Genomic DNA, 25,037 nt, shown 5'->3' on the forward strand with positions numbered 1-25,037 from the left:
AGTGGACGGAGAAAGTGTCTCAATAGTCGCTGTCCGGAGATTCTTTCTATTAGGGGTTTGTTTTTGTGAATATGCCTGACCCTCGACAAGACGATATGCCTACGACCACGGTTGGATGGGAAGACGATGAATTTGATGTTCGAATCTCCTATTCAGTGTTTGAAGGCGATATGGGAAACTATGACACTCTAATCTCAAGCACGCGGCAGATTGAAGCCGAAATCACCAATGAAGACGACGATTCCTTCGAGGTTAATCTAAAAGTGACAGACAACACTAATCGAGGTGTGTTCGCTCTTGGTGGCGTTGCTACCAATCATCCGGGCGGGGAACACGCAGAATACGAATCAACCGAGACGTTCGACAAATCGGATATTCCCTACTATCAGGACGATTTCCCTAATGTTCAGTCGCACATTCCGAAAGGCGAGAGAATCGTCCCCGTGATTAAGGAATGGAGCGACTCACAGCCGTTCCAAGCCTGATTAGAATAGATTTAGACAGCCCAATGCAACGGTTCTCCGAGGGCGACCGCGTTCGAATGGACATTCCCGACGAGACTGACCCCGACCACGAGCGCTACCACAGGATTCGCGGGACGGTCGTCGCTGTCCTCGAAGACGACGCTGGTCAGGCTACTGGTGACGAACGCGATTCACTGCTATTTCGTGTTGAACTCGAAGACGGCAACGTAGAGGACTTTCGCTGGCGAGACTTGAGGCCACGATAAGAAGGACAGTAGCACGAGATGGCAGGTATGTCGAAATTAGTTAACCGACGGAAGTTGGTTCCCTGATTATGAGTGTCAATACCGTTCTGACCCTGTTAGAATACGTAATGCTCGCTGTCCCTGCGATTGCTATCTATATGCAGATTCAGTACGATATTGGTAAACCAAATCCCGATGATGATATTCAACTGAACCACGGACAATCCCGGATGGGATACCAATTGGGGAAAGCGAGTATCATCCCACATCTGGTGGCCGGCGGGTTTCTCGTCGCATGGCTACTGGCAAAGCAACCACCAACCGTGTTACCTTCTTGGGCCAGCAGTCTCTTACTGACTGCCCTTATTTACGGGGCTATCCTCTCGATAGGGGTTGGAATATATCTCTTTGGGAGTGCCGCAATGTACGGCAATGTGATTGCTCCGCAGACCAGCACAAAGCAAGCAGTTCTGATTCATCTCGATAACCGGATACCGTGGGTCAACCTGTACGAGCGTCAACCCACCAACGCGGCACATCCTGCCCATCCATCGAATCAGGATAGGGGCAACGAACAGAACTGAACCGGCATAGACCCTATCGGCTATCAGATTAGTACAACTTGACTGGCTTGCGTTGGCGCTATCTGCGTCCACAGTGGATGTAGCCTGTCAGAGACGTGGCGAAAGAAGTTCACGTATCCCGGCTGATAGCACTGGTATGAGCGACGAACAGAAGAAGAACCCCGAGGTACGCCTACCCGCTGACGAGGACGAGGTAATCGACATGGCGGGCGCAGAGACAGACAAGGAACAGTACCTCGCAGTGACGCAGGCGAAATTGATTGGCGACCTGTGAAACCCCATCTGTCAAAAGCGACGCTCTTTCGTCGGTTTCTGGTTACGAATGATTAAGTGACAGCTAGTCGTTACCCGTTCTAATGGCCGCAGATGAATATTACGACGCAATCGGAGAAGTACTATCATATGTACTGAGCGCCGAGGATTTTGTAGTTGGACAAGAAAGAGCGAAGAATGGTACATATTTCTTAATTAATAGAGATAATACCAATTTGGAGTTTTACGCGGCCCCGAATGAGAGATATTTCACTCTTATTCGCCAACATTCGTTGAGGCGGCGGGTTTCTCAGGCATACAGGGAAAATAATCAGTTGTTGAGCAAACACATGGAAGAGTATGAGATGGATGAGTCCACCATTCGAGACGAAAATCTACATGAAAGGGTAGCCGCAGAGAGGATTCGAGACGTGAGCGAGGAACAGGCAGAAAGAGTTGTTAATGATGTGGAATCATTCATGATTCATTCGGACTGTCGGATTCGGAATCGAACGATTAGTGACCCGGAGAGCAGTGGTGAAGACGAAATTTGGGACGGTGTACAGATTATTGGGCTTCTTTATCCCTATGAAGACAACTTCAGTCCAAGAGACTACGAGCAGGCGGCTCAAGAGGTAATTAGCGTCGGAAGTCAAATTGAAGAAGCGATGAACAAGATGGATGTATTGCAAGAGATTGAGAGCGCGAGGACGTAGATATATTCTGGCATTCTAACTATCTCTGTACCTTACAGCCATGGCTATCAATCTCCTCAACAACCTCACCCCTGAAACAGTGCTGAGGGTCAACAGTGAGTCCGACAACACCGGTCGGACAGCAGAGTCAAGTATTCTCCCTTGTGTATCTCGGTCAAGACACCGCTAATGGAAATTTCCGACCAACTTCGCTGTCTGTTCTCTGCCACTATCGAAGAGCGAGGCGACTCCTATGTGGTCGAAGTCCCCAAGCAAGAGATTCGCCTTGGCGACATTCGGGAAGGCGAGACGTATCGCGTGGCTGTTCTCCCTTCATCGTCCAATGACGACACCAGCGACATTGAAACCAAACCAGAACGCGAACGTAGCCCACCGAAGCCACCGGTCGAAGAGGGAGAACAGCGCACCGTCGAAATCGAGGACATAGGCGAACAGGGAGACGGTATCACTCGTGTCGAGCGTGGCTTCGTCGTCATTGTTCCCGACACTGAACAGGGCGAGCGCGTTACCGTCGAGATTACTGATGTGCGAGAAAACGTCGCCTTCGCTGAAGTGGTTGAGCGGCTAAGTTATTACGAATAGTCCGAGGTATTTTCTTTCCGCTTTCTAATTTCAGCTTCACTGATATTGTACTGTTCTTTGAGCTTGGCCTTTGCCTCTGAACTTTGTTCCTGAATTTCCCTATTCTTCGTAATTAGGTCCTCTTGGAGTGTCTCTAACTGCTCAAATTCGTCCGAAAATTCTTCTAAAGACCGTAACTCAATCAATGTATCTCGGATGTCGCTTATGTTGTCAGAAATCCACCCTTTAGTGACGTCTGGTCGTTCCCCCCTCAAAGTCACATATGCTAAATCGTCTGAATACTCCGAAAGTCTCTGATAGAACGAATCTCCTTCTTTATGCGGACGTGTTGATTCCAAACTTGAGCCAGTGGCATTCAGTAACTCGTCTAACCGGTCTTCCGTCAGGCCATCGGGTATATACTGGATAAGCTTTTCTTTGAGTTCTTCTCTCTGTTTCGCATACTCATTCCGGTATCTGAAGTACTCTCGAAAGTCCGCTGTTATCTCCGGATATACTGGTGAAAGGTCCTGAAGCAATTCTTCTTCTGGCTCTTCCGCAGTCTTGAGGACGGGATATGTCACTGGAGCCTCTTGGGCCTGCTTCAATCGGATTTCGTCGATTTGTAACTGGTCATTGGTAGTCTCTATCAGTCTAACAATCGTCTCGATAATTCCGTCCTTCCGATACTCGGCAAGTGTTTGACGAGTCAGTCGTCGTTCCTTCCTCGCTTCGAGGAAACCTAACCCGCTCAGACCGATATTGATGAGCGTAACCAATACCAATAGGAAAGGTCCGGATTCTACGAGTGTACGAGGTATATTCTGACCAGTGGCCCACGCGTATCCCACCCAAGCCACACCGACAATACCCGCGATAACAAAGGAGACGAGAATAGTAGCCCAAAACGAATCCCGTGTCAGGTCGATACTCTTAGACCCGTCCATCTGTTTCTGTATTCTTGTTCCTGCTGGTGCATTATGAAAATGGTCGGTGAGCGGTGGTTTCTTGATTCAAGTGAGTCAATCGGCAGGTGGTAAAATGGCTATTCATCCTGTCTTCGACCGAGGGGACTTGCTTATCCATACGAAAGACCGGAATCTCGAAAACGAGATATTTGAGGATTCTGACAGCGTGAGTCCGGGCGGCGAAGTCACGTTACAGAACAACGGGACGTACATCAAGAAAGACGCTATCTCCCCGTCTACGGTCATGGTTCTCGTTGATTTCGGTCGGGACGTGGGTACCGGAATCGCCGCCGCTTGGCTCTATGACAAACTGAAAGATAAGGAAGTCAGCATTGAGACAGCGAAAGGCTCCTACGACAAGACGAAAGATGGGATTCAGCAGGCCCTCAAAGATATTGCCGAAGAGAAGAAAGAAGACGAGTAGGGTTGAGGACGCCGCTACCCGTTGGATACACCTACGGAGCCTGCGTATTTCTGGCAATGACCTTCCGCCTTCCTGAAGAGCGCGTTCCCGAATCCGAGCCGTGGCGCGACCGCGACTTCCTTGAATGGGCGATTCACGAACGCGGACTGTCGCCCCGAACTATCGCATTTGAGTTGGGGACTGAAGTGAGTCGTGTCACCGTTCACGCCGAACGCCTCGGCGTCCTTCGGCCTTGGCGGCATGAACCGACACTGCGCCGTCTCTACGCGGAAGAGGAACTGTCGCCCGAGGAAATCGTGGCCCGTGACGAGTTCGACTGTTCCGCAACGACCGTCCGGAAGTACCTCGCAGAGTACGAGCTGACTCACGAGGACCCCGACGAAGTAACCTACGGTCGGTTGGACGAACTCGGTGAGACAGAACCAGAACAGACGAAGGCGTAGGTACGTGGTTTCCGAATCGTTACTCCCAACTCTTCCCGCAGTCCTTGCAACTCTTCATACCGCGCGTTCGGGTCACGTTGAAACTGCCACAACAGGGTATTTCGGATTTCTTGCCATGTTATCCGAAACATGGTCACAGGCTATAATAAATCCACACGGCGGCTAACTTCTACGAGCCAACCTGCTGGTCGCTTGGACGAAACGGTGTAGCAGAAGAGTACCTTGCTCGGTGTTCCCCTATGCTACAGTGTGTATGAGTTCAGGATTCGCTATCAGGACGACACCAAGTCCGTAGATAGGAAGGGACTTAATGTCGAAGAAGTTCCACTCCGCCGCTTTGTTGACCCCGAGCATACCGAGGACGAGAATCGTTCCGAGTAGTTGTCCGGGCGGAATGTGTGGAAGAGCCTGTTCCCACAGGTTGCCCACCATCGGGGTTATGAGAGACGCACCGAAGAGCGTCCCCACGAATATCAGCAACGCACCGTACTTCCCTCGGAAGTCTCCATTGAACAGGAAGAATCCGTCTCTTGCTTCGTAGACACTGATTCCAACCACTGCCATAGTCAGGCCAGTCATGATGGTGTCGAGGTGATTCGACACGTATTGAAGGGCTTCTGCTACCATGTCCGTATCTGACGAGCCACTGGCAAATAAGTGTTCGACAACCAAGGTGAAAGTGGAACCAAGTGTATCCGGAGTCTCGGAGCCGAGCCTGAAAAACCACTTAACCGCCACCACACTCGAACTGCGCGAAGAGGCCGTTCCTGAAGGACGCCACCAGCATACTCTCGGCCCGTAGTCCGCCGCTTCCGCCCTCAAAGTTCGACGCCGACGAGTGGGCCATGCTGTCGAAGGCGACTGTCATGACCGGTACACGGCCAGCAGGGTAGCACGAACGCGGTCAATCACCCCGCGAAATCACGTATCGAGAGAGCCAGAGAGCGCTTGAGAAAAAATCGCCCCCTCTCGAACCCCCACCCTGCCCCCGGCTGTCCCGGCCTGACCCGGACTACCCCCGCCCCCACCGGGCCAGTCCCCTCGGCCTCTCGTACCCCCTACCAGCCCACCCGGCCTACGAGGTGCCCCCACCCCTGCCTCTCTGTGCGCTCTACTGGTGTCTGTCTCTGCTGCATGAGTGTGTGGGCAGTGTAGGGCGGGCAGACACCCCCGGAGAGACGGCCCCACAGGGCCGTAGCGTCCTGCTATGACCTTCTCCAACGCTCCCTAAACACGCATTAGAGTGCCTGAAGAGCCGGTTTTCCCCATATATTATTTTCTTGATATACTCAAAACGCTTCACAGAGCCGACGACCTCTAAAATACCATTCCACCCCCCTCATTCCGATATAGGGGATGAACAAGGAGACGCCCCGGTGTCGAATCGAGAGCGTCGGTAGTAGTCACACCCCCAACACTCTGAAAACCGGCTTCGAAATTAGTCATTCCGAAATAAGGAATGAAGAAGAACACCAGATTCAGCCGGTTGTCCTACGGCTCGTCCAGCGGCGAGTTCTGTTCGAGTTCGTCTTTGACTTGCCCCGGCACCACCGCAAAACTACCACTATACATAGTATATAGATATTATTATGTATTTGGCCAAGTTCCAAGTCTGAATTGGCCAAGCCAGTAACTCATCCTGATACCCCTATCAGAATAGCGTCTCACGCTATCTTATAGCGTTATAACTTCTTAACTCGATTCCAAGGCAGTCTATGAGTGGCATTGTAAGCGCCTTCGATACTATACGAACCCAACGCACTCGGTCACGAAAGCAGTCGCTTGTGACCTCGCTCACGCCGCTCTGAACGGCACTGACTTCCACGATGCGCCTACAAATCCGGATAGAACCATCAATCAGCGCTCTATAAAATTATAAAACTTCTTATGGCTTGTGAGCGAGCCATAGAGCGCGTTCAGATTTACGTGACCCATACCACTTGGAGCGGAACGAAGTGGCTCACAACCCATCTCACGCTCGTCAGAACGGCCTGAGGCGTAGGCGGGGCAGTTCGCCATTTCTTTAGCGGTATATTGGCTTTACTTGTCGTTTCGAGGTTGGGAATGAGCGGGAAACTGGTGCTGAAGCCGCGACCGTTTCGGCGGTGGCTACGGTGCTGGTTGCCTTTGTCGTAGTAGTTGGTCTACTATGGTAGTACTATGTATTATATAATATAAATTATGTTAGAATAGTATAGAGTATGAGAAGAGAAAGGGGACTATAGGGGATAGAGTAGAGAGCGCTGTTGTAGTATAGTAGTACTGTAGATAGTATACCTATAGAACGAAAAAACCTACTGTACAGTCTATAGTAGACGAAGAACGAGTGGTATAGTGGTGTACGAACGAACCGTAACAGTCTACACTATCTACCAGTACCACGAACGAACCATCACCACGTAGTACACTGCTATACGGTGTTGTCCGACGAAACTACGTGGTCACTTGCCCGTAGTTGTCCGTGTTGTCCATGAATCCCACTTGTCTCTGTAGGCCCTGTTGTCCGGATTGTCCGACGAAGTTCACAAGCAATCTGGCTCCGATATCACACGCTATGAGGTTGCAGAAAGTGATGAAAATATACTACTAATACCATATACCATAAATTCTGATAAGATGGTCACCGAGCTGTGCGTCTCATTATCTAAACACCTCGAAAACCTCGCGCTCGTCGGTTGAGTTGATTAGTATCGTCCACCAGAGTCAAGAATCGCTTCCAATACCTTCCCCCAAGGGATTGGCGCACCGACCGTCACCAGTCCTGCTCCGAAAACAATCATCCAAAAGCCCGCCTCGCTCTGGTGATAGAGTAACTGTGTAGCCCCTACTGTTTCAAGTAACGCACCGAGAAATCCGAGCGGCCCTGCGAGAATTGTCGCGCCAATAATCCCGGCAAGAGAAACGAGGCCCGGAAGCGAAGTGATGAGTCCTACAGTTAGGTCGATAGACAATGACGTAGCGGGTTCAGTTGTCGGAGTGGCTTCCCGAGCGGAGCGAATAACAACGCCCCCAACGGTCGCCATCAGAGTCAGAATCATCGCACCGAAGGCTTCAGCGACGCGAGTACGGAAGCGGTCAACATGGTTCATGAGAGGCGACATGTTGTGAACACAAATAATCCCTTCCGGTAGACACGACTAGCTCAGATGACGGTAATCGCGGGGATTGAAGAATGTCTACCGAGGTATGTAACTCAATGGGTAATGAGATTGTATCTCGTGTAACTCGCGGTCTTGTAGAGCGCTATAATCGCGGACGGGAACGTATTGGCTTGAACAAAATCGGGCCACGAAAACAACGGCACTACCGTAGACTCCTTGTATATCTTGGAACTGGCGGCATATTGATTCTAACTTTGACCGCTATCTTCGCGTTCTTTCCATCCCCTGTACTTTCTCTCGTGAGCCTCACACTGGCGATTTTATCGATTTCTCTGGCAATTTTCTCGTTCACCCAACCCGAATACTGGTACCCCCGTGATGTGGAACACCTGATTAAGTCCACGGAACCCGATGAATGGGAGTACCAAGAAATAGATGAGGAAAGCCGGACTCAATTCGTCTACAAGAATAATAGAGATATAGTGCTGAAATTTCAACCATATAGTGAACGTGAAGATTTCCACGAAGAGTGGGTAGAGAACTATATGGATGAAACAGCGTACAAACGGCAACTCGAAGTAACCCATAGAGGGCGTCGTTTGGATAATGTGTACATAGTATCAGTTGATGGCGGGAGTGATGATATTCCAATCCCTTCCCGCTTTGACTTAACTATCTCTGAATACGAGTATGAGTTGGGACGCATACTCAATTGCGCTCAAGCGGAACACCTCGCACGAGATTTAGAGGATTATGACCGAGAGTACCACCAAGCGCTCAAGCATGGTGGAATATCGGCTGAAAACGATTCGTTCGAGATTAATTGGAATAAGACAACATACTGACAATTTTCAGAAAGGGTTAGAATAGGATTCTCCGACTTCCAATCCCGCGCTGAATTCAAGCACTATCCAACACAGCGAGTTCGTCTTTCAACTGTTTAACAGCAGATTTCGCCTCGCTCCTATCGGTCGTTCCACCGACGATGATTTTCCCGCTAGCGAAGACCAGTAGAGCCACTTCGTGTTCGGGCGGTCGGTAAATGAGGCCGGGGAATTGCTCGGGTCCGTACTCGGTGTCTTCCATCCCGAGCGCGATAGTGAGCGCTTCCAAGTTCACCTCTCGCCCGAGGTCTTCCATGAAGACCGAGGTAACGTGCCTGAACTCGTAGTCGGGAACCTCGACGCCGATTTCGGATAACACCTCTCGGAATCGGTCAGCCGCTTCGGTCAGATGGTCTTCGTCCGTCGCGCCCCGAATCTGAAACGTTCCTGTCCGATAGAGAGTGTACGCGGGACCGTCTTCTTCCAACCGAACCGTAGCCATGCCGTTGCTCGTGAAATTAGCGTCTACAGAACCGCCAAGATGGTTCTCAAGCTCGGAGACGAAGGTGTCTAAATCTAATTCTCGACCGAGAGAGCCGCTCCCCATCGTACTGACGATTTCCAGATTGGGCTGTTATGATAGACTGTAGAACCCAAGTGCTGTATATATCCCCATCTCTCGGTGTCGAAATCCATCGGAGCAAATATCACGCTCGCGTGAAAGCAGACGAGTATGCCCATCTCCTTGGACGAACTCGAAAACCATCTCTTCAAGTGTGCAGATATTATCCGAGACGCTGTCGACCCGACCGACTACAAGGAATACATTCTGCCGCTCGTCTATTACAAGTCCATATCCGACGAGTTCGAGAAGCAGTACGAACAGAATCTCGAAGAGTACGGTGAGGACTTCGCCCGGCGGAAGAACCTCTACGACATTCCTGTGGTCCCCGAGGGCTACCTGTGGGACGACCTTCGTGCAGTGAACGACAACGTTGACGAGGCGCTGAATAACGCGTTCGACGCCTTGGCAGACGAGAATCCCGAGCTAAAGGGCCTGTTCCGAGCCAACTACATCGACGCGGACGCGCTCGACGACGACCGTCTTGGGAGGCTGGTCGAACACCTCTCGAAGTATGATTTCGACCGAGACAGCATTCCCCCGGACATGCTCGGAGAGGCCTATATGGACCTCGTTCGCCACTTCGCGGAAGAAGAGGGGAAGTCTGGCGGTCAGTTCTTCACCCCGCCCCACATCGTCCGTCTCTGCGTTCGTCTCGTGGACGAGTTCGAGGACGGCTATACGTTCCACGACCCGACCGTCGGCTCCGGTGGCATGCTCGTTGAGGCCGCCCACTACTACCGTGAGGAACAGAGTGGCGACCCCTCGAAGCTGAAGTTCACTGGTCAGGAAATCAACCCCGACATTGCGGCGATAGCGAAAATGAACCTCTCGATTCACGGGCTTGATGGAACTATCGAGCGCGAGGATTCGCTGTCAAGTCCGGAGTTCACCGACGACGAAGCGAACGAACTCACTCGCTTCGACCGTGTGCTGGCAAATTTCCCCTTCTCGGCTGATTGGGCCAAGGACGAGCTTCAGGACGACCCGTGGGGTCGCTTCGATTGGCACGAGAAACTCCCCCGCGCCGACCGAGGCGACTACGCCTTCATCATGCACATGGCCGAGCAACTGAAGGACCCCGACAGAGGTGACGAGCGAGGTGGGAAGGCCGCTATCGTGATTCCTCACGGTGTGCTGTTCCGAAAGCACGAATCCCGGTATCGGGAACACATGCTCGAAGAGGATATGGTCGAGGCAATCGTCGGCCTTCCCGAGAACCTCTTTCAGAACAATTCCATCCCGAGCGCCATTCTCGTCTTGAACACGGACAAGGCTGACGAGCGTGAAGACGAGGTACAGTTCATCCACGCCGCCGACGAAGCGTTCTACCGCGAACTCTCGAATCAGAACGAGCTGACCGACGAAGGGCTTGACCACATTGTCGAGAACTTCCGAGAGTGGGCAACCGAAGAGCGTGTCAGTCGAACGGTTCCGCTTGACGAGATTCGAGAGAACGACTACAACCTCAATATTGCGCTTTACGTTGATACGACCGAGCCTGAAGAAGACATTGACGTAGAGACTGAGCTGGCTAAATTGCGAGAATTACAGGCAGAACAGGACAAGCTTGAGAGTAAAATAAGCAACCACATGGAGGAACTGAATTATGAGTGAAGACGCAAGTTTAGACCAGTTCATTGGAGAGGAAGATGATGAAGACTCTGTGCAGGAATCGAGAGGATTAGAACAAGAGCAGTTTGGACCATTTACGCTATCAACACCTGGAGAGTGGACAGCAAAGCGGCTCGGTGATATTAAGAATCTGATTACGAGAGGGAAACAGCCTACATATGCTGATGAGGGAGTCCCCGTTATCAATCAGGAATGTATCTACTGGGATGGATGGCATTTTGAGAATCTACGATTTTTAGAGCCTGAGGTTGCAGAAGATTGGAAGGAAAAATATTTCCCAAATCCCGGAGATGTAATTCTGAACTCTACGGGTCAGGGTACTCTTGGCCGGGCACAGGTTTATCCCGATAATGAGCGTCGAGCGATTGATTCTCACGTAACCCTCATTAGGACTGAAAGAGAGCTGAATCCATATTTCCACAGGTATTTCTTAGAGAGCCACCTTGGTCAGGCCCTTCTCTATTCCATGTGTGTAAACGGGTCAACTGGACAAATTGAACTCTCAAAAACTCGACTGGACTTACTTCCTACTCCACTGCCCCCTCTCGAAGAACAGAACAAAATTGCAACTGTACTTGACAATCTTGACCAAGCAATTTTGAAAATAGATGAGCTACTTGACCAAGTTTTACGGTTGAAGAAAGCAGTCGCTCAGGACCTATTCCATGAAGGCCTGAGGTCATCTGAAACCAAAAGTACCTGGCTTGGTGAACTCCCTGAGGAATGGGATACTGTCAAATTTTCTGAGTTAATTCAGTCGAGTCGAAATGGTGTATATAAAAAACAAGACGCGTATGGTAGTGGAGTCCCCATATTAAAAATGGGCGACATGTTTGGGGAAATAACGTTTGGCGGGGCCGATATGGAGCGGGTTGAAATGGAGAACGATGAGATTGACAAATATAGATTGAAACAGGGAGACTTGTTGTTTGCAAGGCGGTCGCTCAATGTTGAAGGAGCTGGGGAGTGTACATTGATTGGCGAGTTAGATGAACCAACTGTATTCGAATCTTCTCTCATAAGAGTGCGTCTAAATAACGAAGTGGACCCTATGTTCCTCGCTCAATATTTCGAAGGACCAGTTGGCTCCAAATCCATAGAAAGAATTGTTACTACTACTACTGCTTCAGGAATTGCAGGAAGTGATTTGAAGAAATTACCAGTTCCTCACCCACCTAAAGAGGTGCAAAAAGAGATTGCGTCAAAACTGACGGTTTACGATAAGAAGACTACTGTCTTGGAAAGAAGGAAGAAGAATCTACAGCGTCTGAAGCAAGGGCTCATGCAAGACCTACTTTCAGGAACAGTCCGTACAACCAACACCAATATAGAGATACCTGACAAAATCGCACAGGATGGTTAGTATTCCGTCTGAAGGTGGTGTTGAACGCTCTCTCCTATCGTGGCTCGATGGAGTGGGATGGGAAACCCACGGGCAGGACGGGGACCGAGGTGCGAATACTCTCGATGAGGCCTACAACCGGCATAGCCACGAGGTAATCTATTGGGACCTTCTGGCCGAGCAAATTGTTGCGCTCAATGACGATGTGACCGAGGAAAACGTCGAGAAATTCACCTCGTCGCTAAAGCGCGACCTCGACGCCGAGAGCCTGATGGACGGAAATCGGGCATTCTACCAACTGCTAACTAAGGGTAAGAGCTTCTCCGTACAAGGTGACGACGGCTCCACAGAATCGGTCTACGTAGACCTTATCGACTACGAAAACCCCGAAAACAATCGTTTCCACGCAGTCAATCAGTTCTCCGTTTCCCGCGAGACGACTATCCGCCCGGACGTGAATCTCTTCGTGAACGGGATTCCGCTGGTCACGATGGAACTCAAGAGCCAGGCACAGGACAACGACTGGCACGACGCTGTGCGTGACCTACGGGCCTACGAGGACGACGTACCCTGGCTGTTCATTCCCGGTCTGTTCAACATCGCCGCCGATACGTTCGAGCTTCGCTACGGTGCTGTCGGCGCACCAAAGGAGTTCTACGAACCGTGGAACGACGCCCCCGAAGAGTTCGAGGACAGCAACGACGTGAGACAGGCAATCAAGGCCCTCTGCAATCCCGAATCTATCCTTGACCTGCTGAAGAACTTTGTCTTCTACGAGCGTCGAGCCGGTGGAGACGCGAAAATCGTCCCACGCTACATGCAGTACTACGCGGTGAACGCGATTCTTGACCGCGTTCGTGAGGGCGTCCACAAGCGCGGCCTCATCTGGCACACCCAAGGCTCGGGCAAGTCGTTCACCATGCTCTACGCCGCCGAGAACCTGCTGTCACGCGATGTAGCCCGCAACCCGCAGGTGTTCATCATCGTCGATACGGACAAGCTCAACTCCCAAATGCGGGACCAACTGGCGAATCTCTCCCTCGAACAGTGGACCGAGGCCGAGAGTATTGCCCACCTCGAAGAACTCATTGAACAAGGCCAAAGCGAACTCGTCCTCACGACCATTCAGAAGTTCGAGGACGTTGACCCCGACGAACAGGGCAACGACGAGGTAGTGGTCATGAGCGACGAGGCCCACCGGTTCATGGAAGCAGACCTCGGGAGTCGCCTCGACGCCGCCCTTCCTGACTGCTACCACTTCGGTTTCACCGGGACGCCCGTCCGTGAAGGCGAGCGCCATGAAGACCGGAACACGTTCCGCGAGTTCTCCCCCGAGGACGAGGACTACCTACACCGCTACTCGGTCAAGCAGGGTATCGAGGACGGCCTGATTCTCCCCGTCTATTTCACGCTCCGTCATGAGATGGAGTGGGAGATAGACGAAGCGGGCCTTGACGAAGAGTTCGAGCGCGAGTTCCGGGGGCTGAGTACGGACGAGAAACGTGAGTTCATCCGGAAGAACGTCACCGCGACCACGCTCGCAGAAATCGAGCCTCGGGTGGACAAAGCGGTCGAAGAAATCGACCAGCACTACAACGAACACGTCGCGCCGAACGGGTGGAAGGGAATGGTCGTCACGCCGAGTCGCCGGTCAGCCGCCATGTACGGCGAGCGGCTCATTGAGCGTCGTGGCGAGGACGAAATAGAAGTCCTCTACACGGCGACTAACGACGACCCCGACCTGATTCAGCAGTTCCATACTGACTCCGAAGAGCGCGACAGTATCATCAAGGCGTTCAAGCAGACCGACGAGGAAGCCGAGGAAGTGACGCCGAAACTGCTGGTCGTCCACAACATGCTTCTGACGGGCTTCGACGCACCGATTCTGAAGACGATGTATCTCGACCGCAACCTCAAGAACCACAATCTCATGCAGGCTATCGCCCGGACGAATCGACCTGCCGAGGGGAAGGAGAACGGTGAGATTGTGGACTTCCAAGGTGTTTTCGAGAACATAGACGACGCCCTTGACTACGACGCCGAGACGAAGGCCTACGCCGCCCGCGATAAGGACGAACTCTTCGAGGACCTGAAAGACCAGTTGGAAACGGTCATGGGTATCTTCGATGGTATATCCAAGGACGACACCCAAGAGGCCGCCTACGAGGCAGTAGAGCGCATTAGCACCCATCCGGAACGCCGCGAGTTCAAACAGGGCTTCCGCCGTCTACAGAATCTCTATGAAGCCGTCGCTCCGGACAAACGGCTAATCAACGAGGGTATCGAGCGCGACTACAAGTGGTTGAGCCGGATTCACGTCGCATTCAAGCGCACAACCGGGGGCGAGGATGACCCCGAAGACGACATGCGCGAGAAGACGCGCGAGATAATCAACGAGAACGTCGAAATCACGGAAATCAAGGACGACTTCCCGACCTACAAACTCGGGGAAGAGTACCTCGAAGACGTAGAAGGGTTGGACAACCCCGGCGTCAAGGCCTCGCAGATTGCCCACGCGACCCGCGAACACCTACACCCTCGGGAAAACCAGAACCCTCGATACAAGCGATTGAGTGAGCGCGTGACCGACATAGTGGAACGCTGGCAGGGAGATGAAATCAGCGACCCCGACGCCGTCGAGGCACTGAAGTCGGTCGAAGAAGAGGTGCTGAACGTCGAGAAAGAAGCCGAAGAGCAGGGGATGGATGACGCCGAGTTCGCAATCTACACGCACCTCACCGAGCAGACGCCCGAGGCTATCGAGTCTGAAGAACAGGCCGAGGAAGTGGCCGAAGAAATCGTCTCACAGTTCCGCGAGCGCGTTGACCGAGGATATTACGGGTGGAAGACGAACCAGCAGACCATCGCAGAAATCGAGCGTATCCTATTGGACGTACTGGTGAAGGAAAACGAACTCGGACACCTGATTCGAGACGACGATGGGTTCGTAGACTCGATACGGAACTACCTTATCGAGAATCATGGCTAAAGCCCACAGTCGGAACATCGACCTGTTGGGGAACCCCGTCGAGTACGAGGTACGCCATAGCGCCGACGCCAGTGAACCGCGTATCGACGTTGACATTCACGGCGTGACTGTCGTCGTTCCCGAAGACGACAACGTTCAGCCCACAGAACTACTCAAGGAGAACGCGGCGTGGGTGGTAGACCAGCAACGGAAGTACGACGCCTATCGAGAGCAAGTCCCCGACCGAACGTTTGAGGCTGGCGAGCGCTTCCCATTCCTCGGTGAAGACCGGGAACTCGTTATTGAGCCACTACAGAAACACGAGGTAGACGAGGATTCGATTCGGCTCCGAAAGAGTGCTGTCGAGCAATCGTCGGTCAAGCAAGTTCTCGAAAACTTCTATCGGAGCCGGGCGCGGAGCTATCTCACCGACCGCATCGACCACTACGCCGAGCGTATGGGTGTCGAGTACGAAAAACTCGAACTCCGAAACCAGCGCACACGGTGGGGTAGTTGTTCGACTGGTGGAACGATTAGCCTGAACTGGCGGCTCATTATGGCCCCGCCCGACGTTGTTGATTACCTCGTCGTCCACGAACTCGCTCACCTGACCGAACAGCACCACGGACGAGAGTTCTGGCAGTTGGTCGGAGAACACATCCCTGACTACAAGGAGAAGGCTGAGTGGTTAGAACAGAACAGCGCCAAGTTGGTGTTTAGCGAAGAAGACGTGTAACTACACAACTACCCGTAGTCGGGATTCCATCTGTTCAATCGCGTCGGTCACATCTGCCACATCGGTCAGTCCGGTGCAAAGCAGTTTCCCGCTGGCAAAGACCAGCATGACGTAATCCTCTTCTCGGTACATGAGCGCCGGGAATTGTTCGGGTTCGTATTCGGTGTGTTCCATTCCGAGTTCGAGCGTCAGGGCTTCCAACGGGATTGATGTGCCAATATCCGCTGTAGTGACGATGTTGCTGATTTCTACGGTCGGCTCGTACTCGAACTGTAGAATGTCCCGCATGAGGGTATTAACTCGGTCTGCTACCTCGTGAAAATGTTCGACTGAATTGCCGCCTGCTATTGAACAGCGACCGCTCCGATAGAATGCGACGTAGGTGTCATCGGGCGCGAACCGAGTCTGTAGCCAGTGATTCTCGGCAGGTTCATAGGTTACGTCAGAAATCTCACCACGGCGAGTGAATGTGTCTGCCAACGCGTCTAATGCAATCTCTTGCTGGTAGGTGATTGTCCCGACGACGTTGACGACCGTTGGCTCTACCACTATTCCGAGAAAGGTAGTTGTCGGGTATAAGTCCGGTTGGTATTGGTCAAGGCCGACTGCGGTCTACCGTGGTCACACCAACGAGCCGTCCCGACCAGTACACGGCCTTGACCAGTACTTCGTCGGCCCCGTCGGTCGTCAGACCGATATTCGTGCTTCCGCAGTCCGCGCACATCACGCGCCGGACGACCCACCCGTCGGCATCGTAGTACGTGCCGTACACGACGGCTTTATCTCCGGTTCGGATACCCCTATTGCACCGGTCGCAGATGTGACCTGTCTCTGCGCCGTTCAGGGCCGCCGCCGGAGATGGTCGAGTCATTCGCTATCACCCGGTAGGTCGCGCTGACCTTCGAGGTAGCACTCGAAGCAGGGGAAGTCCGAGTCGTCGCACCAGCACCCGTCTTCGTCGGTGTCCTTGGTAGCGAACTCTTCGAGGGTGACACCACCGTCGGTCGCGGCGACCTTTGGCGTCTCTTCGAGGTGTTCCCCGAGTTGAGCGTCTACCTCGTCGGCGTCAACCCGCGCGGGAATCGGTCGCTCACCAGTGGCGAAGGCGACACGACGGATGTGTTTGCACCGGGCTTCTCGGTACTGGTGGTCGGGGCAGGTACAGCGGGCTTCACGAGCGTCCACACGGTACTCTGACCCGCTCTGTGTAGTCACAGAGTACACGTCGCCCCCGAGCGGTAGAACGGTCATGTACTCCGTAAGGGCACGTACATCGCGCTGTTCGAGGTCGGTACAACCAGCCGTGACGGAAGATTCACCTTCCGCTGTCTCGAATTGGCTCATGCCTTCTTGGCACCTACGAGAAGGCCTCGTCCGGTGTTGGCGCACCGGGCGTTTTCGCGTGAATCACGCCCCAAGAGACGAATCCTTCCCTATCTATACCTTGGACGGCACGGATATTAAGTGTACTGCCTTAGACGGTATAGTTAACTGATTACGGGCAATAGACGGTAGTATGGGCGAAGAATCTAAACCGGGTCCGACACCGAGGGTGAGTGACGACGAAATCATCGGCTTGTTTCGAGACACGGACGACCCTGTGCTTTCGACTGCGGAAGTGACAGAACAAGTACCGCTGAAACGGCGTGCAACCTACAACCGACTCCGGTCGTTGGCCGACGAGGGTCGATTAGAGAGTAAGCAGATTGGTGGCCGGAACACGGTATGGTGGCTTGCCGAGTCCGAGAAGCCGGGGCCGCGCTCGTTCTTGGAATAGGACTTCCGGCTGTGGTCAGTTTTCATCCGACTCAAGTTCAGCCGCGTCAAGTTCGCCATCGAGATACTGCTGACCTTCGTCCGTGATAATGTAGACGCCGTTTCCGAGGTGGCGAATCAGACCAAAGTCGAGTAACTTCTTGCACCGTTGCGTGATGTATGAACGACTGAACCGGACATTCCCACTGTCCGCCATCTGTTTTGGTGTCCCTGTCTCGTTCTCTGCAAGATATTCGAGAATGCGGTCGTCAGCCGAAACCATCCATTCCGCCGATAATCGCATTAGCGGTGAAAACACGCCTTAGAGTGGTGACTACGCCGAATAGTGGAATATCAAACTTAGAGTTTAGTAACCAACTCTTATTTGATACCACTTACTAACGATTACCTATCGGAGTTGGTGATTCAGAAATGCCTCAAGGAAGCTACGTCACGAGCGATACTCTCGGCAAGGTAGACGACGAAGTCCGAAGCGACGAAACGGTTCAGTACATCGCTAAAGGAAACAGTCTCGACGCGAAGTACCAAGGCTCTACGACCAGCTACAACAACACGAAAGGCTGGCCCCGGATGGTGGCGACCGACCAGCGGGTCTTCTACAAGGTTCCCAAGGTCTTCAACACGAAGGTCGAATCAGTCGAGTACAGCAACCTAAGCGCGGCTGACCTTGGGTCAAGTGGCCTGAGTGGTACGGAAATCAAACTCCGAACCGTTCGAGGCAAGACGTACACGTTCAAAGCAGACGAGCCGGGGGACGTCGAACTCGAAGAGATGGTTGAGTTCATCCGAGAACAGATTAGCAGTCAGACGGAACCCGAGACGCAGTCTGCTTCGTCTGATACTGCCTCACTCTCGTCTACCACCACTTCCCAATCGACAACGTCGCCTTCCGACAGAGCTGACCTACACAAGACCGAGTCCTGTGTCGAGTGTGGAGAAAGCGTTTCAGAAGGCGTCGAGCGGTGTCCGAACTGTGGATACAACCCCGACGCCCATAACAAGTGGCGAGCGATTCACTCGGTGCTTGCTGGCGTCTCCTTTATCACTATCATCGGAATCCCGCTTGCGGTGTGGTTCTACTTCAAGGCGAAAGGTCACCGCAAGAAGGTGAAAGCAGGCGTCACCGGGTAGGATGAATCGTCTCGCTACCGTGTCAGACGAACTCTTTTCAGCTACCCCTTCGGCGTAGGAGTATGACTGAACAACCCGAATCAGGGGAACTTCTCGTCGGCTCGTACCTTCGACTCGTAGAGGGTTGCGAGTTGGTGATGTACAACCAGCGCTCGCAAGAACAAGGGAACCAACTCGAAATCGACGTGATAGGAGTAGACAGCACCGAACAGGGCGAACGGGTCGTTTACACCTGCGAGGTCGTGACCCACATCGACGGCCTTCACTACTCGGGAACACCCGACAACGACCGATGGGTAGAGTACGGGAACGAAGACTACCAGCACACCCTCGAACGTCTATGGCGGAAATTCAATTCGGACAAGGAGTACGTCACCGACCTCTTCGACGCTGATGACTATTCCTTCGTCTTCCAATTCTGGTCGCCCGTCGTGCGTGGGAACCGTGACGAGAAGTATCTACTGACGGGCCTCTACGACATGGCCGACGAGTTTGAAGAGGAAACCGGTACGGAACTCGAACTCGTAATCAACGAACAGTACACCGAGCGCATAGAAGCACTGCGCGAGAAAGCGGGACAGACCGAGAAGGACTACGGCGAACTTGGCTTTCGTATTCTCCAAATCCTCGAACATCTGCGGTGAGCGAGCGCAGTTAGCCTCGGGGCAGACTACGACCATTGAAATCCTAATCCCTCGAATACGTCACGCACAGCAGTCAAATCTATACAATTCATTCCGAAAGAGGGGAAGACTGAAAGGGCCAAAGCCCCTACGTATGTATGAAAGCCCACGAGGGCGCGGCGACAAACATCGTCGATGTGCATAACAACGGTCGGAAGACTGGTGCTTTATATAAACGCCAGCCCGTTGTCCCCCGTATGCAGACCCACATCGTCCCGGTCGGCTTCGACTACGACCGGCTGATCGCGCCGCTGGTGCGCGATCAGTTCGACGTCGACCGCGTCGTCCTGCTGGAGGGGGCGGTCGGCAGCGAGGCCAACGTCGAGTACTCCCGGCACCTCTCGCGCAAACTCGAGACGGACTTCGAGAACCTGCTCGGCGCTCGTACCGAACGGTTCGTCCTCGAGGACGTCTACGACTACGACGAGGCGTTCGAGCAGGCCTACGACCTGATCAACGCCGAACTCGACGAGGGCAACGAGGTCTGGGTCAACGTCGCCGCGATGCCCCGTACCGTCAGCTTCGCGTTCGCCACCGCCGCCCACTCGCTGATGGTCGAGCGACAGGAGGACCGCGAGGGGATCCACACCTACTACACGGCCCCCGAGAAGTACCTCGAGACGGAACTCGCCGAGGAACTGCGCGAGGGAATCGACCTGCTCGAGGACCTCCACGGCGCCGCGGCCGACGGCGGTTCGGTCGCCGAGGGCGTCGATCCCGCCCGGATCGAGCGGCGCCTGGAGAGCGCCCGCGACCTGCTCGCGGAGTTCGACGAGCGCGGGACGACCATCGGCGCCAAGGAGATAGACGGCGCCCACGTCGTCGAACTCCCGGTGGCGTCGTTCTCGAACGTCAAGCCGTTCGAGGAGCTCATCCTCTACAAACTCGGGGAGGACGGCGAGTTCGAGTCGGTCTCCGAACTCGCGGAGGCGCTCGCCCGCGAACTCAACGAGGAGTACACCGACAGCTTCCGCTCGAAGGTGATCTACAACGTCGACCGCCTCGGCCCCGGCGGGAAAGGCTACATCGAACGCGAGGAACACGGCAAGTCCTACCGGACGCGGCTCTCGCGGATCGGCGAACTGTGGGTGCGGGCCCACTCGGACGACCCGGAGTGACCGCGGACGGGGTGTCGATCGGGACCGCGTCTAGCCGGGCGGCCCCGCGTCGTCGGGCGGACCGGCGTCGTCGGGCGGACCGGCGTCGTCGGGCGGCCCGGCGTCGTCAGGGGGTCCCGCGTCGTCGGGCGGCCCCGCGTCGTCGGGCGGACCGGCGTTATCCGGCGGCCCTGCATCGTCCGGCGGCCCCGCGTCGTCGGGCGGCCCCGAATCGTCCGATTCACCGTCCCCCTCGTCGCCGCCGGTGACGTCGCCCACTACGTTCTCGGCGTCCGACGCCGCCTCGTCGACTACGTCGAACGGTACGCTCGCGTCGTCGTCCGACTCGTCGCTCTCGCCCTCCCGATCGGTCGAGGTCTCGGTCTCCGTCGACGTCCACTCGCTCTCCACCGAGGCCACCTCTCGTTCGGCGGTCCCGTCGTCCGCCGTCGCTCGACGCTCCTCCCGACCCGCGCCGTCGCTTCGCTCACCGTCTCCCGCGTCCGCCTCGTCCTCGCCGGCCGGTGACTCGCCGTCGAGAGCGCCGTCGTTCTCCGCGTCGTCGGCGCTCGGTTCGCCGGACTCGCCGCTGGTCAGGTCGACCGCGGGCACCGACTCGGTCGCGTCGCCGTCGCTTCGCTGGCGCTCGCCCGTCGCGTCGCCGTCGGTTGCGTCTTCGGCCGCCGCGTCCACCGCGTCACCCGGCGCCGCGGTCGACTCCGCGGACGGCTCCGGCGCCAGCCCCGGCGCGACGAACGCCACGGTCGCGCCGAAGACGAGCAACACGAGACAGAGGGTAACGACGAGCGCGGCGCCCGACGGTTCCGAAGCGCTGGCCATCGGCTCTCGGTCGGCCACCACCTCGGCCAGCGGCTTTGTTACGCGTGACCGACGGGGAGTAGGGGATCGGTACGCGCCCGTCGCCGCTCAGGCTGCCCGTGCCAGCAGCCGTTCGCGGACCACCAGCAGCGACGGCAGGACCGTCGTACAGGCGACGAACGCGAGGACGATGCTCAGGCCCGTCACGAGGCCGAACCGCTGCAGCGACGGGGCGAGCGCCAGCGCGAGGACGCCGAAGCCGGCCGCGGTGGTCGCCGCGCTGCCCAGCAACGCCCCGCCGGTCCCCGTCATCGTCGCGGTGAGCGCCGCGTCGAGCGTCTCCCGTCGCTCCTTCTCGGCCACGAACCGCTCGCCGACGTGGATGCTGTAGTCGACCCCGAGGCCGATCGCGAGGCTCGTGATCACCGCGGTCTCGCTGTTGAACGGGAGGTCGAGCGCGGCCATCGCCCCGAGCAGCCACGAAAGCGCCGCGACCACGGGCGCGAGCGTGACGGCCCCGAGCGTGAGCGACCGGTGGCGCACCCAGTACAGCGCGGTCAGGAACAGGAAGATGACGACGAGGGTCGCGGCGAACGCCTGCACGAGCGTCTCGAGGAGGGCGTCCTGCACCACGGCCGTCGTCACCGGCCCGCCCGTCGCGATCGCGGTCGCCGGGGCCCCGGCCTCGATATCGTCGGCGACGGCGCGCACGTCGGTGGCGACGTCCTGTGCCGACGCGTCGCCGCGAACCGAGACGAGCAGGCGGGCGGACTCGTACTCGCCGTCCTCGGTCCGGTAGAGCACCGTCGACGCCGCCTCCTCGTCGGCCGCGAAGAGGACGTCGTACAGCCCCGCGAGGTCCTCGTCGGGGAGGCCGTCGCCGTCCGCATCCCGCTCGTCGAGCGCGGCGGCGACGGTCTCGTTCTCGCTCGCGAGCGCCGCGAGGGTCGCGGTCGGCCCCTCGATCGCCGCGGTTCCGTCCGCGCGCACGTCGACGGTGCCGCCCTCGTCCACCGCGCCCGTCGCGCGGTCGATCGCCGCGAGGGTCGCGGGGTCGGTCACGTCGCCGCGTATCAACACCTGTGCCCGCGAGTTCGGCCCGCGGTCCTGGAAGTTCTCGCCGAGGTAGGTCGCGTCGTCGGCCACGGTGTACGTCCCGGTCGCCAGCGGCCCCGGCAGCGACTTCGCCCAGTCGGGGGCGTCCTCGGGCAGGAAGTCGGCCTCGTTGAACTCGGTGTCGATGCCGGTCGCGCCGTAGGCGCCGGCCGTCGCGAGCAGGAACGCCACCAGCACCACCGCCAGCGGCGCCCGCCGGGCGAGCGCCACGCCGCCCGAGAGCGCGCGGGTGACGGCCCCGCCGCCGACGCCGAACGGCGATTTCGCCCGGTCGCGGCCGAACCGCCGTTCGAGCAGGTCGTCGACCTCGACCTTCAGCGCCGGCACGAACGCGGCGAACGCGACGAACGTCGCGAGGATGCCGCCGGCGCTGAGGACCGCGAAGTCGCGGATCGCCGGCAGCGGGCTGACGACGTTCGAGAGGAAGCCGACGCCGGTCGAGAACGTCGCCGCGGCGAGCGCGAGGGTCACGCCGGCGAGGCCGAGAGCCATGGCCGCCGCCGACGCCCGCGGACCGCCGTCGGCCGTCGCCGAACGGGCCGACGGCGACCGCGGCGTTTCGAGGGTCCCCGCGCGGGCCTCGCGGTAGCGCATCACGACGTGCAGCGCGTAGTCGATCGAGAGGCCGATCAGCAGGAACGGGACGGCGATCAGCAGTTGGCTGCTCGGGATTTCGAGCCAGCCCTGAATCCCGGCGAGCCAGGCCATCACGACGGTGATGCCGACGAAGCCGAGCAGGACGTCGACGGCGTCGCGGTAGGTCACCCCGAGGACGACGCCGACGAGCAGGAGGGCGACCGGCGTGATGATCGCGAAGCTGTCGCCGACGGCGCTGGCCGCGGCCGCGTCGGTGATCCCCTGACCGAAGACGAAGCCGTCGTCGAACCGCTCCTCGAACAGGCTCCGGAGGACGATCTGGGCCTCGTAGGCCGCCTCGGGGTCCTCGTCGGGGCCGCTATCGTCCTCCTGGAAGACGAACGTGATCCGCGCGTCGGCGTCGGTCTCGCCCTGCTCGTAGTCGCTCGGGAGGAACGCCGTCGGACTCTCCCCGCCGCGGTCGGCCTCGGGGTCGAGCACGTCCGCGAGCAGGGCCTCGACCTCCTCGTCCGACCGCGATTCGAGGGCCTCGATCCCCTCGTCGAGCGTCGGCTCGCTCGTATCCGGCGGCCCCTGTGCGGCCGCGGCGCGGTCCTCGAAGACTGCGGCGGTCGCGACGACGTTCTCGAGGCCGACGAACCCCTCGTCGGTCAGCGTGGCGTTTACCGTCTCGTTCGCGCGGGCCTCGCGCTGGAGGCGGAGGCTCTCGAGCAGCGAGTCCCGGCTCAGGACGTCGCCGCCCTCCTCGCGGACGACCACCTGCGCGACGACGCGGTCGTCGGTGTCGTAGGTCGCCTCGATCTCTTCGAGCGCGTCGGTCTCGGGGGAGTCGGTCTCGAACTGCCCGATCCCGCCGTCCTCGGGGTCGTTCACGACCGCCCCCGCGGCGACCACCAGCGTGAGGACGAGCAGGCAGGCGACGACCAGCCTGCTCCGGGTAGCGACGAACTCGGCGTACCGGTCGGCGAGCGAACTCATCGGTCGGGACCACCTCGGACGGGCGCGTCGGCGTGCATCGTCGTCCCGTGGAACCCGAGCGTTCATATGCGTTCGGATGGAAATCGGTGTCGTATAATCCGAAACCGATTATGAACACGGAGATCGACCGCGACCGCGGCGTGCTCAGCCCCGCCGACCGCGAGTTCCTGCTCGGCGAGCGGGAACTCGGCCACGAGCAGTCGCGGCGCAACGCCGAGGCGCGCGTTCGTCGGCGCGTCGAGAACGCCATCCTCGACTTCGACCTGCTGTTGCACACGCTCCCGGAGAAGGACCGGCGGCAGGTGTTCGAGGGGGTTCCGGCCGACCAGGACCTGCTCGACGGGCTCAGGGCCGCGATCGCGTTCGCCTACGTCGGCACCAGAGAACGGGGGGTGGACTTCGAGCGGGTGCTCGTCCCCGCGGTCCGGAGCGCCGAGGAGGCCGTCGCGGCCAAGGAAGCGGGGACGAACGTGGCCGTCGACGTCACGTTCGAGGTCGAGACGACGGTCCGGGCGACGCTCGACGGGATCGCGGCCCGACTCGACGCCGGCGAGCCGGTGACCCCCCGCGAACTGTTCTCGCTCGTGATGCAAGGCGAGTACGACCCGGCCCGCCACGACCGCATCGCGCTCGTCCGCGCCGACGACGACGGCGTCGACGACGAGTTCCTCGATCGGCTGGCGTCGTACCTCGGCGGCGACGTCCGGCGACTGACCCGCTCGCGGGCGGTGATCGACCTGCGGGACGACGGCGACGGCGGCGACGGATGTGCGCCCTGACCGGCACGAGCCACGCGAGGATCGGGTCAGACGCGAAACACCTAACAGGGATGGGCGGTGAAAGGGTAGGTATGGCCGAGTCCGTCACCGGCGCGTTCGACCGCCTCGACGGGCCCCGCGGCGACGTTTTCGTAGGGGCCTCCTAGCCCCGCATCCCAACCCCGTATCGACGGATG

27 protein-coding genes are annotated in these 25,037 nt (G+C 56.8%); 17 read left to right on the forward strand and 10 right to left on the reverse strand.

Annotation, left to right across the window (positions count from 1 at the left end):
* Nucleotides 1-71 precede the first annotated feature (71 nt).
* The 6 genes from NKG98_RS08615 (at nucleotide 72) to NKG98_RS08640 (ending at nucleotide 2,843) form a co-directional block, all read left to right on the forward strand.
* Nucleotides 72-485: a hypothetical protein gene (locus NKG98_RS08615; RefSeq protein WP_254769248.1), complete on the forward strand. Its 414-nt coding sequence runs from the start codon at nucleotides 72-74 to the stop codon at nucleotides 483-485.
* Nucleotides 486-508: 23 nt separating this feature from the next.
* Nucleotides 509-730 (forward strand): DUF8139 family protein, encoded by a 222-nt coding sequence (locus tag NKG98_RS08620; protein WP_254769451.1) that lies wholly within the window; start codon nucleotides 509-511, stop codon nucleotides 728-730.
* A gap of 68 nt (nucleotides 731-798) precedes the next feature.
* Entirely contained in the window at nucleotides 799-1,293 is a 495-nt protein-coding gene (locus tag NKG98_RS08625) for a hypothetical protein (protein ID WP_254769249.1), read from the forward strand.
* 136 nt (nucleotides 1,294-1,429) lie between these two features.
* Complete coding sequence (locus NKG98_RS08630) at nucleotides 1,430-1,567, forward strand: hypothetical protein (protein ID WP_254769250.1); 138 nt, start codon at nucleotides 1,430-1,432, stop codon at nucleotides 1,565-1,567.
* A gap of 82 nt (nucleotides 1,568-1,649) precedes the next feature.
* Nucleotides 1,650-2,261: a hypothetical protein gene (locus NKG98_RS08635; protein WP_254769251.1), complete on the forward strand. Its 612-nt coding sequence runs from the start codon at nucleotides 1,650-1,652 to the stop codon at nucleotides 2,259-2,261.
* Nucleotides 2,262-2,429: 168 nt separating this feature from the next.
* Nucleotides 2,430-2,843, forward strand: coding sequence for a TRAM domain-containing protein (locus NKG98_RS08640; protein ID WP_254769252.1), 414 nt, complete (start codon nucleotides 2,430-2,432; stop codon nucleotides 2,841-2,843).
* Here NKG98_RS08640 and NKG98_RS08645 read toward each other — a convergent pair.
* Complete coding sequence (locus NKG98_RS08645; protein WP_254769253.1) at nucleotides 2,834-3,601, reverse strand: hypothetical protein; 768 nt, start codon at nucleotides 3,599-3,601, stop codon at nucleotides 2,834-2,836. The genes NKG98_RS08640 and NKG98_RS08645 overlap by 10 nt on opposite strands.
* 214 nt (nucleotides 3,602-3,815) lie before the next feature.
* Between NKG98_RS08645 and NKG98_RS08650 the strand changes: the two genes are divergently transcribed.
* The gene (locus NKG98_RS08650) at nucleotides 3,816-4,214 is read left to right on the forward strand and encodes a hypothetical protein (RefSeq protein WP_254769254.1); all 399 of its coding nucleotides are present in this window, start codon (nucleotides 3,816-3,818) and stop codon (nucleotides 4,212-4,214) included.
* Nucleotides 4,215-4,270: 56 nt separating this feature from the next.
* Nucleotides 4,271-4,657 carry a hypothetical protein gene (locus NKG98_RS08655; RefSeq protein WP_254769255.1) on the forward strand — a complete coding sequence of 129 codons (387 nt, stop codon included), beginning with the start codon at nucleotides 4,271-4,273 and terminating at the stop codon, nucleotides 4,655-4,657.
* Nucleotides 4,658-4,894: 237 nt separating this feature from the next.
* Here the strand turns inward: NKG98_RS08655 and NKG98_RS08660 are convergent, their stop codons facing one another.
* The gene (locus tag NKG98_RS08660; RefSeq protein WP_254769256.1) at nucleotides 4,895-5,284 is read right to left on the reverse strand and encodes a hypothetical protein; all 390 of its coding nucleotides are present in this window, start codon (nucleotides 5,282-5,284) and stop codon (nucleotides 4,895-4,897) included.
* 2,057 nt (nucleotides 5,285-7,341) lie between these two features.
* Nucleotides 7,342-7,746 carry a hypothetical protein gene (locus NKG98_RS08665; RefSeq protein ID WP_254769257.1) on the reverse strand — a complete coding sequence of 135 codons (405 nt, stop codon included), beginning with the start codon at nucleotides 7,744-7,746 and terminating at the stop codon, nucleotides 7,342-7,344.
* Nucleotides 7,747-7,829: 83 nt separating this feature from the next.
* Here NKG98_RS08665 and NKG98_RS08670 point away from each other — a divergent pair, with 83 nt between their 5' ends.
* Entirely contained in the window at nucleotides 7,830-8,603 is a 774-nt protein-coding gene (locus tag NKG98_RS08670) for a hypothetical protein (protein ID WP_254769258.1), read from the forward strand.
* Nucleotides 8,604-8,658: 55 nt separating this feature from the next.
* On the opposite strand, the gene NKG98_RS08675 is transcribed toward NKG98_RS08670, so the two are convergent.
* On the reverse strand, nucleotides 8,659-9,207 hold the full coding sequence (locus NKG98_RS08675; protein WP_343230445.1) for a TATA-box-binding protein: 549 nt from the start codon (nucleotides 9,205-9,207) through the stop codon (nucleotides 8,659-8,661).
* 108 nt (nucleotides 9,208-9,315) lie between these two features.
* On the opposite strand from NKG98_RS08675, the gene NKG98_RS08680 reads away from it, so the two are divergent.
* From NKG98_RS08680 to NKG98_RS08695, 4 genes are read left to right on the forward strand one after another with little or no spacing between them, the layout of a single operon-like run.
* The gene (locus NKG98_RS08680) at nucleotides 9,316-10,821 is read left to right on the forward strand and encodes a type I restriction-modification system subunit M (protein ID WP_254769260.1); all 1,506 of its coding nucleotides are present in this window, start codon (nucleotides 9,316-9,318) and stop codon (nucleotides 10,819-10,821) included.
* The gene (locus NKG98_RS08685) at nucleotides 10,814-12,202 is read left to right on the forward strand and encodes a restriction endonuclease subunit S (RefSeq protein WP_254769261.1); all 1,389 of its coding nucleotides are present in this window, start codon (nucleotides 10,814-10,816) and stop codon (nucleotides 12,200-12,202) included. The genes NKG98_RS08680 and NKG98_RS08685 overlap by 8 nt, the downstream gene beginning before the upstream one ends.
* Nucleotides 12,195-15,170 (forward strand): type I restriction endonuclease subunit R, encoded by a 2,976-nt coding sequence (locus tag NKG98_RS08690; RefSeq protein WP_256558482.1) that lies wholly within the window; start codon nucleotides 12,195-12,197, stop codon nucleotides 15,168-15,170. The genes NKG98_RS08685 and NKG98_RS08690 overlap by 8 nt, the downstream gene beginning before the upstream one ends.
* A complete protein-coding gene (locus NKG98_RS08695) occupies nucleotides 15,163-15,885 on the forward strand; it encodes a M48 family metallopeptidase (RefSeq protein ID WP_254769263.1) in 723 nt (240 codons plus the stop codon). The genes NKG98_RS08690 and NKG98_RS08695 overlap by 8 nt, the downstream gene beginning before the upstream one ends.
* Here NKG98_RS08695 and NKG98_RS08700 read toward each other — a convergent pair whose 3' ends face one another.
* From NKG98_RS08700 to NKG98_RS08710, 4 genes are all read right to left on the reverse strand, one after another.
* Nucleotides 15,886-16,434 carry a TATA-box-binding protein gene (locus NKG98_RS08700; protein WP_254769264.1) on the reverse strand — a complete coding sequence of 183 codons (549 nt, stop codon included), beginning with the start codon at nucleotides 16,432-16,434 and terminating at the stop codon, nucleotides 15,886-15,888.
* A gap of 46 nt (nucleotides 16,435-16,480) precedes the next feature.
* Nucleotides 16,481-16,756, reverse strand: a complete 276-nt coding sequence (locus tag NKG98_RS19165; RefSeq protein ID WP_484593357.1) for a DUF8112 family protein — start codon at nucleotides 16,754-16,756, stop codon at nucleotides 16,481-16,483.
* Nucleotides 16,753-17,229 carry an SWIM zinc finger family protein gene (locus NKG98_RS08705; RefSeq protein ID WP_254769265.1) on the reverse strand — a complete coding sequence of 159 codons (477 nt, stop codon included), beginning with the start codon at nucleotides 17,227-17,229 and terminating at the stop codon, nucleotides 16,753-16,755. The genes NKG98_RS19165 and NKG98_RS08705 overlap by 4 nt, the downstream gene beginning before the upstream one ends.
* Nucleotides 17,230-17,677: 448 nt before the next feature.
* Nucleotides 17,678-17,923, reverse strand: coding sequence for a MarR family transcriptional regulator (locus NKG98_RS08710; RefSeq protein ID WP_425504402.1), 246 nt, complete (start codon nucleotides 17,921-17,923; stop codon nucleotides 17,678-17,680).
* A gap of 149 nt (nucleotides 17,924-18,072) precedes the next feature.
* Between NKG98_RS08710 and NKG98_RS08715 the strand changes: the two genes are divergently transcribed.
* The 3 genes from NKG98_RS08715 to NKG98_RS08725 all read left to right on the forward strand — a co-directional run bounded on the left by NKG98_RS08715 (nucleotide 18,073) and on the right by NKG98_RS08725 (nucleotide 20,593).
* Nucleotides 18,073-18,792, forward strand: a complete 720-nt coding sequence (locus tag NKG98_RS08715) for a PH domain-containing protein (RefSeq protein ID WP_254769267.1) — start codon at nucleotides 18,073-18,075, stop codon at nucleotides 18,790-18,792.
* Between the two features lie 62 nt (nucleotides 18,793-18,854).
* Entirely contained in the window at nucleotides 18,855-19,436 is a 582-nt protein-coding gene (locus tag NKG98_RS08720) for a hypothetical protein (RefSeq protein ID WP_254769268.1), read from the forward strand.
* Nucleotides 19,437-19,672: 236 nt separating this feature from the next.
* The gene (locus tag NKG98_RS08725) at nucleotides 19,673-20,593 is read left to right on the forward strand and encodes an HFX_2341 family transcriptional regulator (protein ID WP_254769269.1); all 921 of its coding nucleotides are present in this window, start codon (nucleotides 19,673-19,675) and stop codon (nucleotides 20,591-20,593) included.
* A 30-nt stretch (nucleotides 20,594-20,623) separates the two neighbouring features.
* Here the strand turns inward: NKG98_RS08725 and NKG98_RS08730 are convergent, their stop codons facing one another.
* Together NKG98_RS08730 and NKG98_RS08735 are read right to left on the reverse strand one after the other, a co-directional pair.
* Nucleotides 20,624-21,412 (reverse strand): hypothetical protein, encoded by a 789-nt coding sequence (locus NKG98_RS08730; RefSeq protein WP_254769270.1) that lies wholly within the window; start codon nucleotides 21,410-21,412, stop codon nucleotides 20,624-20,626.
* A gap of 87 nt (nucleotides 21,413-21,499) precedes the next feature.
* On the reverse strand, nucleotides 21,500-24,082 hold the full coding sequence (locus tag NKG98_RS08735) for an efflux RND transporter permease subunit (RefSeq protein ID WP_254769271.1): 2,583 nt from the start codon (nucleotides 24,080-24,082) through the stop codon (nucleotides 21,500-21,502).
* Between the two features lie 110 nt (nucleotides 24,083-24,192).
* Here NKG98_RS08735 and NKG98_RS08740 point away from each other — a divergent pair, with 110 nt between their 5' ends.
* Nucleotides 24,193-24,861, forward strand: coding sequence for a DUF8102 family protein (locus NKG98_RS08740; protein WP_254769272.1), 669 nt, complete (start codon nucleotides 24,193-24,195; stop codon nucleotides 24,859-24,861).
* Nucleotides 24,862-25,037 lie beyond the last annotated feature (176 nt).

It is taken from the genome of Salinilacihabitans rarus (assembly GCF_024296665.1).
GTDB classification, from domain to species: domain Archaea; phylum Halobacteriota; class Halobacteria; order Halobacteriales; family Natrialbaceae; genus Salinilacihabitans; species Salinilacihabitans rarus.